We start from the raw sequence: 12,143 nt of genomic DNA, 5'->3' as shown, positions 1-12,143 counted from the left end.
AGATTAAATAAATTTAGAGTTTTCTATGCTTGCCAAAACAAATTTTAAAAAGTCGACTCTTTCATTGAGTATGAATTCTTTCATACCGTGGCATCATAACAATAAATATTTATGCCTGAGTATCTTTTTAACGCTTTTGTCACAAGCAAGTTTTGCAGAAACGCCCGTTGCCATTGAGCCAAGCAGTGTGCAAGTGGATACGCAAACGAATGCGCAAATGACTGAGGAAATTAAAAAAGAAGCGATTCTTCAGGGTATGAGCAGTACTGAGGAATTACAGAAAGTTAAAAATATGGCGGTTGAACCTACTGTTCCAGACAGTATGCAAATGTTGCAACAGCAACAAACCTCTTTAAAAAACTTAGCTGAATTTGCACCAATTCAATTTGAAGACCTTGAGGATTTGCCTGATGTTCAAGTCGATCAGAATATGGCAAATGATATTTATCAGGTAGCAGAGCAAGCCAAAGCAGAAGCACAGGCCTACCGCAGTGGTCAAAAGAAAGAGCTTGTCGTGGCAGATGCGACACAGCAGGAAATGGCTGAGATTAATCAAGCACCTGTTAATGTCGACGATTTGATGCGAAATATTCAAGCAGATAGTCAAATTTCGGTAGAGGCAAATACAGCGGGAAATACCTTAGATTTTGACATGAGCACCGAAGAGAAAATCGCCAAAGAACCGAACTTCTTTAAACGCATGCTCTATAAGATTCGACCACCAAAAGAAATGGATAGCGCCAAAGTTCCACGGATCAGTGCTGATGTTGAAATTATCAATGCAAAATATGAGGGCGAGATATCGAATAAAGCTTATCAGGCAGCATTGGTTAATTTAAAAGACAATATTAAGGGTAAGCTCTCGAGTTTGACCCAAGAATCTTTTGATGATTTTCCATCGGCACTACCGCAACTCCGTACACTGTCCAATCAAGCGGCGCAAGCGGTTGGTTTTTATAATGCTGAGTTTAAGTTTGAAAAAACCAGTAGTAGTCGTGTCCGTGTTCAAGTCACACCGAATACACCCGTTCGTATCGAAGAGCAAAACATTGAATTTAGTGGTGCAGGTGCAAATTTACCGCAGTTCCAAGTGATACGGGTTTTGCCTGAACAAGATGTAGGCGATGTATTAAATCATGGCTTATATGAGTCAACTAAAGGACGAGTCAATGAGGCTGCAAGTAATAACGGTTTCTTTGATAGTTATTGGCGCTTACACGATGTGAAAGTGGAACAGCCACAAAATACAGCAGATATTAACCTGCGTTTTGAGACAGGTAGTCGTTATAAGCTGGGTGACGTAGAGTTTGTAATGAGTGATCCAGATAAGCCACTACCAATTGATCTGGATGTTTTACAAAGTCTAGTGACATGGGAGCCCGGAGCGGATTATACCTTTTGGCGTGTAAATGGTTTGGCTAATAATTTGACCAACTCACGCTACTTTAACTATAGTTTGGTCGATGCTGTTCGACCAGATCCAGTTGAAATGCCAAGCGAATTACCTCCTGATTTGCAGAAATTGGTCGATGAACAGCAACTTTCACGTCAAGATGTTTTGGCTCAGGAAAAACAACAGATTGTGTCAAACCGTGAAGTGACCCAGTCTGTCGTAAGCGAAACTCAGTTTGCAGGTGTGAATGATGTAGAACAAAATCAAGCACAAGCGACACTAAAAACTGCACAAGAATTAAAACAAAGCGAAGAAGAACGCCTAAAACTTGAAGCGCGAGAAACAAAGGTCATCCCCGTTAAAGTCACATTAAATGCTGATCAATTGAATAGCGCTGAATTAGGTGCTGGTTATGGTAGTGATACAGGTGTTCGTTTACGTGCGCAATATCGTCGTGCCATTGTTAACAATCGTGGACACTCTTTTGATGCGAACTTAGAACTTTCACAAATCCGTCAGTCTATTGATGGTCGATATAACATCCCCTACAAGCATCCATTGAATGACTATGTGAGCCTTGTGGGAGGATATGAGCGTGAAGAACAAGATGATGTTGGACAGGGCGTAAGTTTACAAACTGAATCAGCAGTTATTGGTGCAGACCGTGTTATTAAAAATCCGATGGGAAATTGGCAACATACCTATGGTGTGCGTTATCGTTTAGATCGTTTAACCCAAAAAGGGGTTGCAGATGAAGACGATATTCCAGATGCCTTTATTGCAAATGACGACCCTGAGCAAGAGTCACTGCTATTTGGTTATGAAATTTCCAGAATTGATAGCGATAAACGTGTCAATCCAAGTAAGGGCATTAAACAAACTTATAAGCTTGAACTAGGCAGTGAAAGCCTACTCTCAGATGCAGACATGGCAATTGCGAATGCAGGATGGCGTTTTATTTATTCATTGGGTGAAAATGATAATCACCAATTCGTAGGACGTGGAGATCTCGGTTATATCTTTACTCAAGACTTTAGTAAAGTACCATATAACTTACGTTACTTTACGGGCGGCGACCAAGGTATTCGTGGTTTTGATTATAAGAGTTTATCTCCAACTGTGGACGGATTTAAAGTAGGTGGTCAAGCCTTAGCTGTGGGCTCAATGGAATACAACTATCAATTTAAGGAAGGCTGGCGTGCAGCGATTTTTAGTGACTTTGGTAATGCGTATGATAAAGATTTTAGCAATGACACCGAGTACAGTGTTGGTTTAGGCATTCGTTGGGCATCACCGATTGGTCCAATTCGTATTGATGTAGCATCAGGGATTTCAGATGACAGTCATCCTATCCGTCTACATTTCTTTATCGGTTCATTATTATAAAATTTAGCATTTTTTGGGAAGATTATGGCTGAAGTAGAGCAGCAGCAAGAACCAACACCTACGCCGTTAAAACAACAGCGGCGCATTTTTAGAAGTGTCATTTTGACGCTGATGTTGACACTCATCTTGTTGGTGATATCACTTGCAGTTATGTTTTCTACAGATAGAGGCAGTAAGTTTTTACTCGACCAAGTATTAGAACGCCAAAAGATTATTAACTATGAATATGAAAGCGGTAATCTATGGAAAGGTATTATTCTTAAAAATGTAGTGGTCACATTAAAGCCTGTTGATGTCAAAATTGATCGTGCCGATGTCAGTTTAGGGTGGCGTGCTATATTAGATAAAGAAATTCATTTACGCAAAGCTGATGTTCGTAACCTTAGAATTATCACCAAAGGTGAGCCAAGCGATGAACCATTTAAGTTTAATGAAATTAAACTTCCTTTTGTACTGCGCTTAGATACAGCTGATGTTGATCATTTAAATATTAAAACTGCGACAGGTGCGCACGTTGATTTTTATGATGTGCATTTAAATGATGCCTTATGGTCGGGTACAGAGCTTGAGTTTGAAAAGTCAAGTATGAATATGGGTTATTTGGCTGTACGTAATGCAACTGGAAAAATGAAATTTTCAGGAAAATATCCGCTTGAAGCGACAGCAATTGCAAACATCCCTTCCTTAAATAACAGTTTAAACGTACATGATATTGCCGTTCATGCCAAAGGTAGCTTAGATACCATTCAAGCGGGTGTTGCGACCCGAACGCCTGACTTACTAACAGGTTGGGCGATTATACATCCCGTACGTAAACATGTGCCGATGCAAGGACAGCTCAAATTTAATCATTACCATGTGCCACTGCTCAGCGATTACAAATTGTATGCTGAAAAAGGTGTTGCTAAATTTGCAGGTGATATTCAGCGGTTGGATATCGACTTAAACACAGATTTGAGTGGTAAAGACATTCCTAAAGGCCAATACACTGCTTTGATGCATACCGATTTGGTTCATCAACTTGACATTGATAACCTAAATGCGCAGTTGATGAAAGGTTCTGTTAATGTCGGTGGTGTGGTGAGTTGGAAAGACCATATTACTTGGAATTTACAAGGTCGTTTGGATAAACTAAATCCTAAAGATGATGTATTGCCTCAAGTTCTTTCTGATTTTTTACCGCCCAGCTTAGATGCCAAAATTTCCTCGAAGGGGACACTTGAAAAAGGCCTGCATTTAACTGCAAATCTTGACTTTGATCGTTATGAATCATGGCATCTTGCGCTAGACCAAAATCCAGAGAAAAATAATAAAGTCCAGCCAATGTTGATGGATGTCTCTTGGAAAAATATTGATCGCGCCGTACCTTATGTTGGCTGGTTAAGTAGTGCTTCAGGTGATGTAAAACTGGCTTTAGTTGAAGGTCAGCAAGATATTCATGTTGCGACTGTTGTGAGTAAACATGAAAAAGCGACCTTACCTGCGGGTCATTACCTTGCACAGTTAAATCTTAAAAATAATAACTTAAATGTTCCAAGTTTTAGCTATGTTGCAGGCCAAGGAAGTTTAACGGGTAATGCATTTGTTGAGCTTCCAAGTGATAAACGTCAATTAAAATGGAAAGCCGTTTTAAACGCAAAAGACTTTAATCCGCAAACTGTTACAGAAGCAGCACCGATTAATCTATTGAATGGCAAACTTCAGGCTAGTGGGTATGCCAAACCAAATCAACAGATTATTCAATTACAAGGTATTGACCTGACTGGAAAAATGGTTAGCAACAATGAAACGGTTCACTTAACTGGTCAGTCAACCGCCGCATTATTATTTAATGATGAAAAAGCAGGTGGTGGCTTTAAAGGTTATGCTGTGAACTATGACGGAGCTTTAAAAGCCAGTCAACTTGAGGCCAGTCAAGGTACATTAAACCTAAGATTATCAGGAACACCTGAGTTTATTAAAATAACTGAACTGAAGCATAACGGAGTTGCAGGTCAAATTAATGCCAGTGGTTTGGTGCACTTTATTCATGGCATCACTTGGGATGTAAATGCAGCATTCATTCGTTTCAAACCACAGTATTTTGCATCGAGTGTCCAAGGTGAACTGTCAGGTGTCGTGAAGACGAAAGGTACATGGTCGGATGCTTTAAAACGAATTAACATCGAAAGTTTAAATCTGGCGGGTATGCTGAATAACAAACCTGTACGTGGTACAGGTAACTTGGCTTTGGTATTAAATTCTAATCAAAAAGGCTTTTTACCTCAGCAGTTTGAAGCGAATAACTTGCTGTTGGCTTATGCTAAAAACCAAATTCAAGCGACTGGTAATGCGCAAAATTTAAGACTGAATATTAATGCACCTGCGCTGTATGAAATTTATGCAGGCTTGCGTGGTCGCGCATACGGATATTTAAATGTTCAGTCCCAACCCCGATTAAGAGCAACAGCAAACTTAGCGGTGGATAATTTTGGCTTTAAAGATCTAATTGATATGCGTAAATTGCGTATTATTGGACAGTTGCCGACATCAGAAACGACACCGTCACTTATGACGGCAAAAATGGAAAGTTTGCGTAGTGGTAATCGTGAAATTCAACAAGGTGAAATTTCACTTGCAGGAACACGTAAAGCACATTTATTAAAAGTTACTGCGAAAAATGAAAAGTCTAAATTTTATGTGCAACTTGCTGGTGGCTTTAATAGTCAAAATGATTGGTTAGGGCAAATTCAAAAGGGTGATTTTGACTCTGTGCGCGCGCGTTTGGTTCAGCGCCAAAATGCCTCAGTCATTTATAGTAGCTCTAATACAGATTTGCTGATCGGTGCGCATTGTTGGATGAGTCAGCAAAGCCAACTTTGTTTTGATCAGCCAATTCGAGTGAGCAAAACGCGTGGTAATGTTTCATTTTTAACACAAAACTTAGACTTAAATGATTTTGCTGCGTTTATGCCTGAAGGTCTAGCGATTACAGGTAAGTTAAATGGGCATGCAAAAGCGGTTTGGGCACAAGGAGCTAAACCGAAAATTGATGCTCGTTTAGTCACTCGTGATGGGGTGATTGGCTTAGCTGCAGATGACCCACAAGACTTAGGTTCAACGCTAAAATATGAACAAGTGGCTTTGGTTGCAAAAAGTGTGGCAGAAGGTCTACAAATCCGATTGGATGTCAAAACACCTGAAATTGGCGTGGGATATGCCAATGTGGTTATTGATCCATACCGTGACAACATGCCTATGCGTGGTGAAATTGCATTTGATCAAGTACAGCTCAAAGTTTTTAAGCCATTCATAGCCGATGTGCGTTCTATGGGGGGGACACTTTCTTATGCAGGTAAAATCAATGGTACGTTGAAAGCTCCATTACTGACGGGGGATGTCCGTTTAAAAGATGGTTCAATTAGCATGATTTCACTACCAGTGAACTTGACCAATATCCAGCTTTATTCAGCAATTCGTCAAGACCAAGCAACAATCAACGGTGCGTTTAATAGTGGGCGTGGGGTTGGCAAATTAACAGGAACTGTGGACTGGAAGAATGATCCGCGTATTCAGTTACAGCTGAATGGTGAGAATTTACTTATTCGTCAAGCGCCTTTAATTACGGCATTGGTAACACCTAAAATTACGCTTGATGTTTTACCATTAAGTAAGAAACTCACTTTAAATGGTGAAATTCAAGTTCCGCGCGCTTTAATTTCAATGCCAGAGGCATCTGTACCTGTGGTGAATGTATCTTCTGATGTTCGTATAGTCAAAGAGGGGCAAAATCAGTTAGCAATCTTAAACAGCACGAAGCCTTGGGACATCCGTGCTGATGTCATGGTTGGCTTAGGTAATCAGGTCATTTTCCAAGGCTTTAACAGTCGCATTCCATTATTAGGACGTTTGTATTTGTCACAGCGTGGTGCAGAAACTGCTATGCGTGCCAATGGCGCAATTGGGGTTAGTCAACGGGTTAAAATTGAAGCCTATGGTCAAAGTTTAGATTTAAACCGTGCAATTGCGCGTTTCAATGGCGCTCTAAGTAACCCAACTTTAGATATTGATGCAAACAAAGCCGTACAGGGCAGTACGGTTGGAGTGCGCGTAACAGGTACGGCAACTTCCCCGAATATTCAAGTGTATAATGATGCTGGTTTGTCTGAGCAAGAAGCTTTAAATGCATTACTTACTGGACGAATTAATGAAGGTTCTAGTAGCTTAAGCCAAACTGAAGGCTTTAAATCGGATGTTAATAATACTATTGCTGCTGCAGGAATTAGTTTAGGTCTGGGAGGAACACGCGCATTTACCAACCAGCTTGGGCGTACTTTTGGATTAAGTGGTTTGGCTTTAGATGCGCAAGGGACTGGCGATGATACTCAAGTGAGTCTGACGGGTTATATCACTCCTGATTTGTATATTCGTTATGGTGTGGGGGTGTTTACTCCTGTGAATAAATTGACTTTACGCTATCAAATGAATAAGCGAATGTACTTAGAGGCGAGTCAATCAGTAGAGCGTGCAATAGACTTGTTCTATAATTGGAAGTTCTAACGCATCTATTTCCAGATAAGCCTACATTGATGTGGGCTTATCTTCGGTCAAATGGCGCATTATTTTTCAGAATAAATAGTCTTTGTGTAGATGAATAAAATCTATAAATAACAGACAGAAGATACTTAAAATCAATTAAGCCATATTAAAAGTAGGTGTATAGTAAATGGACTAGCTAAATTAAGAGTGAAGATCATAATGCCAATCAAATTTGTAATGCGTTTTGCTGCAATTCTATTTTCCGTTTTAATTTTGGTGGCACTTGCTATTCAATTTTTCTTTGATCCTCACTATACCGTGATTTTTTGGATTTTTTCCGTACCATTCATTTTAGGTACGCCAATTTTGGCTTCGGTCGTTTTAGCGAAAAATGAAGAGCTGGATATCCATTCAGTCAACTAAAACAGGCTTAACAAGGCAAGTTTTAAGTATAAGAAGTCCATCTTTTGATGGGCTTTTCTTTTTTGTTCAATATTTTGCAAAACTAGCACAGTTTCATTCGTGCTTATTTGCTATGTTGATCTTTTATTTAAAGAAATCCCCTTTATGAAAAAAACTGTAATGCTCGGATTGATTGTGGCAGCTTTGTCTGGTTGTAGTACTGCACAAAAGAATGAAGCAGAAAAGCCCAATATTGGTATGGCAAATCCTGCCAGTACTTTTTGTATTGAACAGTGTGGCAAATTAGAGACTCGAAAAGAAGCGAATGGTGAAGTGGGATATTGTCATTTGCCCAATGGTCAAGTTATTGAAGAGTGGGCACTGTTCCGTGCTAGCCAGAGCAAATGTGTCGCAGAGCAAGCGACAGCCTTGATTGGTCAGTCGAATTTAACGGAAGCGCAGATTAAGCAAAAAACCAGTGCGAAGATAGTGCGTTTAGTCCAACCTGGGCAGCCAGTCACGATGGATTATCGTGAAGACCGAGTGACAGTAACGGTTGATCCAAAGACCAATAAAGTAGTTCAAGCGAACTGCGGTTAATTTGCTCAGTCAAAAAGCCCAAATCTGGGCTTTTTTACATTTAAAGCAGGGGAATGGTTCTTCATTTTTAAAAGTTTGATTATGATAGGGCACATAGGAGAGTTGTAATGAAAAAGTTATTTGTTTTGGCTGCTGCCATTGCTTTGGTGGGTTGTGCAGAAAAAAAACCGTTAACGCCAGAAGAACAATGGCATGGCTATTGTAAAAGTGTAGGAAATGCAGCACGTTCGATTATGCTAGATCGTCAAAATGCAATTGAAAAAGACAAAGCAATTGAACATGCCAATAAGGTAGAAGATGCGACGACCAAAGCATTTATCTTAGATATTATTGAGCATGTATATGCTTTGCCTGAAGCGGACATTAAGAGCGATATTGAAGGGGCACGAGAAAAAGTTCGTGCAGCATACACTGAAAAATGTATAGCGACCCCTCATAAAGACATGCCAGATTACAAACCGTTCTAATGAACGGTTTTTTATTTTAAGTTGGTATTTTTTTGTGACAAAACACTAAATCATATATATAGAAAAGCATATAAAAATAAAGAATAATGAAAAGAGAACAAAAACGAGAGGAGCAGAAAATGGAAGTTGTCGGCTATTTAAATCAAGCAGATTTACTCTTGGAAGATGAAAATGGCGTGGCCGTGATTGGTGGAGGGCACTATGTCCTTAGCTTGGGTGATCAGGTTTACTTTAAACAAGCCCTTGAACATGAACCTACACGGTTTTTGGTTCAAATTTCATTTGCCGGTTCGGCGCACCAAAACTTACATGACGACGAAATTCAGATGAAATTTGAAGGATGTCGGGAAAGTTTTAAGCAATATATTCAAGCCACAACAGTACACTAAGGTTGAATACTTATATTTTGAAAAAAAAGGCAACATGAGTTGCCTTTTTGTTTTTAAATACCAGTCCAAAGTTAATGTGTTAAAGACTGAGCAAATAGCAGTAAATGTGGTATTCATTGTGCAATCGGTATGAACATCATTTAGTTAGAAAATAATGGGCATCACGAAGAAACACGCTGCTTGCATTAACTTTTAACTGGAATTTTAGTAAAATTTAGCAGTCCATATTATTTACGTAGCTTTAATTAAAGCAGGAATACGTAAATAATTTTTTAAAAAAGAGGAATAACACCGTGCTAGAAGCTTACCGCCAACACGTTGCAGAACGTGCCGCACTCGGAGTCCCACCGAAGCCACTTGACGATGCTCAAACAGCTGCATTAGTTGAATTATTAAAAAACCCACCAGCTGGCGAAGAAGCATTTTTAGTTGATTTACTAGAAAACCGTGTTCCAGCGGGTGTTGACCAAGCTGCATACGTTAAAGCTGCATTCTTAGCTGCTTTGGCTAAAGGCGAAGCGACTTCACCATTAGTTTCTAAAGAACGTGCGGTTTACTTACTAGGCACTATGCTTGGTGGTTATAACGTTGCTCCTTTAGTTGCACTTCTTGATGATGCTGAACTTGCTGAATTAGCAGCTGAAGCACTCAAGAAAACGCTTCTTGTATTTGATGCGTTCCATGACGTTGCAGATAAAGCAAAAGCGGGTAACGCGAATGCACAAGCGGTTATGCAATCTTGGGCTGACGCTGAATGGTTCACGACTCGTAAAGATGTTCCTACTGAAATCAAACTTACAGTTTTCAAAGTAACTGGCGAAACCAACACTGATGACTTGTCACCTGCACAAGACGCTTGGAGTCGTCCAGACATTCCATTGCACGCAAATGCAATGTTGAAAAACGTACGTGACGGTATCAACCCAGAAGTTCCTGGTGAAGTTGGTCCATTAAACCAAATCAAAGACTTGATCGCAAAAGGCAACCAAGTTGCATACGTTGGTGACGTTGTTGGTACAGGTTCATCTCGTAAATCTGCAACGAACTCTGTACTTTGGTTCTTCGGTGACGAAATTGCGCACATCCCGAACAAAAAAGACGGTGGTTACTGCTTAGGTTCTAAAATCGCTCCGATTTTCTTCAACACAATGGAAGATGCTGGCGCGTTGCCAATCGAAATTGATGTTGCAAATATGAACATGGGCGATGAAATCGTTCTTAACATTGATCATGCTGCTGCAAAAGTAACTGCAACTAAAGATGGTGCAGTCATTGCTGATGCTGAACTTAAAACTCCAGTACTTCTAGACGAAGTACGTGCAGGTGGTCGTATCAACCTAATCGTTGGTCGTGGCTTAACTGCTAAAGCACGTGAAGCTTTAGGCCTTGCTCCATCTACGTTATTCCGTACTCCAGTTCAACCTGCTGCTACTGGCAAAGGTTTCACTCAAGCACAGAAAATGGTTGGTCGCGCATGTGGTCTTCCTGAAGGTCAAGGCGTACTTCCAGGTACTTACTGTGAACCTAAGATGACAACTGTTGGTTCGCAAGATACCACTGGTCCAATGACTCGTGACGAATTGAAAGACTTAGCTTGCCTAGGCTTCTCTGCTGACCTAGTTATGCAATCTTTCTGTCACACAGCTGCATATCCAAAGCCAGTTGACGTTCAAATGCAACACTCGCTTCCTGATTTCATCATGAACCGTGGCGGTGTATCTCTACGTCCAGGTGACGGTATTATCCACTCTTGGTTAAACCGTATGCTTCTTCCAGATACCGTTGGTACTGGTGGTGACTCACATACACGTTTCCCAATTGGTATTTCATTCCCAGCGGGTTCTGGTCTTGTAGCATTCGCTGCTGCGACTGGTGTTATGCCACTAGATATGCCTGAATCTGTACTTGTTAAGTTCAAAGGTAAAATGCAACCTGGTATCACACTACGTGACCTTGTACATGCAATTCCTTACGTTGCGATTCAGCAAGGTGACTTAACTGTAGAGAAGAAAGGTAAGAAAAACATCTTCTCTGGCCGTATCCTTGAGATCGACTTAACAGAAATGGAAACTGACCTCACTGTTGAGCAAGCATTCGAACTTTCTGATGCGTCTGCTGAACGTTCTGCTGCGGGTTGTTCTATTACACTTTCTGAAGAGAAAGTTGCTGAATACTTGAAATCAAACATCACAATGTTGAAGTGGATGATTTCTGAAGGTTATGGCGATGCGCGTACGATGGCTCGTCGTGTAGAGAACATGGAAAAATGGTTAGCGAACCCATCACTTCTTAAAGCTGATGCTGACGCTGAATACACGAAAGTGTATGAAATTGATCTTGCGACAATTACTGAACCAGTTCTTTGCTGCCCGAATGACCCAGATGATGCGAAATTGCTTTCTGATGTTCAAGGCGTGAAAATTGACGAAGTATTCGTTGGTTCATGTATGACTAACATCGGTCACTTCCGCGCAACTGGTAAGTTGTTAGAGAAAGTTCCTGGTGGCGTACTTTCAACTCGTTTGTGGATTGCTCCGCCTACGCGTATGGACGAACGTCAATTGATGGAAGAAGGTTTCTACAATACTTATGGTAAAGCTGGCGCGCGTACTGAAATGCCAGGTTGTTCATTGTGTATGGGTAACCAAGCACGCGTAGCTCCGAACACTACTTGTGTATCGACTTCTACTCGTAACTTCCCGAACCGTTTAGGTCAAGGTGCGAACGTTTACTTAGCTTCTGCTGAACTTGCATCTGTTGCTGCTGTACTTGGTAAATTACCAACTCCAGAAGAATACCAACAGTATGCAGCTCAGATTGATAGCATGTCTGCTGACATCTACCAATACTTAAGCTTCGACAAGATGACAGACTATACTAAACCTGCATCTGAGATTGATACGAAGAAAATTGCTGCTGCTCAGTTGACTTAATTCTTTGTTAATTAAGCAATAAGCGGTATAAGATAAGGGCTGAGTAATCAGCCCT

7 protein-coding genes are annotated in these 12,143 nt (G+C 40.6%); all 7 read left to right on the top strand.

The window, feature by feature from the left end; translation table 11 throughout:
- Positions 1-25: 25 nt before the first annotated feature.
- The 7 genes from DPG01_RS03150 to DPG01_RS03120 all read left to right on the top strand — a co-directional run bounded on the left by DPG01_RS03150 (position 26) and on the right by DPG01_RS03120 (position 12,088).
- Entirely contained in the window at positions 26-2,779 is a 2,754-nt protein-coding gene (locus tag DPG01_RS03150) for an autotransporter assembly complex protein TamA (protein WP_110974155.1), read from the top strand.
- Between the two features lie 24 nt (positions 2,780-2,803).
- Positions 2,804-7,318, top strand: coding sequence for a translocation/assembly module TamB domain-containing protein (locus DPG01_RS03145; protein ID WP_110974154.1), 4,515 nt, complete (start codon positions 2,804-2,806; stop codon positions 7,316-7,318).
- A 198-nt stretch (positions 7,319-7,516) separates the two neighbouring features.
- Positions 7,517-7,720 carry a hypothetical protein gene (locus DPG01_RS03140; protein ID WP_086207640.1) on the top strand — a complete coding sequence of 68 codons (204 nt, stop codon included), beginning with the start codon at positions 7,517-7,519 and terminating at the stop codon, positions 7,718-7,720.
- 144 nt (positions 7,721-7,864) lie between these two features.
- A complete protein-coding gene (locus DPG01_RS03135) occupies positions 7,865-8,299 on the top strand; it encodes an I78 family peptidase inhibitor (RefSeq protein WP_110974153.1) in 435 nt (144 codons plus the stop codon).
- 107 nt (positions 8,300-8,406) lie between these two features.
- Positions 8,407-8,766 carry a hypothetical protein gene (locus tag DPG01_RS03130; protein WP_086207638.1) on the top strand — a complete coding sequence of 120 codons (360 nt, stop codon included), beginning with the start codon at positions 8,407-8,409 and terminating at the stop codon, positions 8,764-8,766.
- Positions 8,767-8,885: 119 nt separating this feature from the next.
- Positions 8,886-9,155: a hypothetical protein gene (locus DPG01_RS03125; protein WP_086207637.1), complete on the top strand. Its 270-nt coding sequence runs from the start codon at positions 8,886-8,888 to the stop codon at positions 9,153-9,155.
- A gap of 293 nt (positions 9,156-9,448) precedes the next feature.
- Positions 9,449-12,088, top strand: a complete 2,640-nt coding sequence (locus DPG01_RS03120; protein ID WP_110974152.1) for a bifunctional aconitate hydratase 2/2-methylisocitrate dehydratase — start codon at positions 9,449-9,451, stop codon at positions 12,086-12,088.
- The last annotated feature ends 55 nt before the right edge of the window (positions 12,089-12,143 follow it).

The organism is Acinetobacter sp. WCHAc060042, from assembly GCF_003231195.1.
Taxonomy (GTDB): domain Bacteria; phylum Pseudomonadota; class Gammaproteobacteria; order Pseudomonadales; family Moraxellaceae; genus Acinetobacter.
Note: the sequence above shows the minus strand (reverse complement) of the source record. Positions and strands in the feature narration are given on the sequence as shown.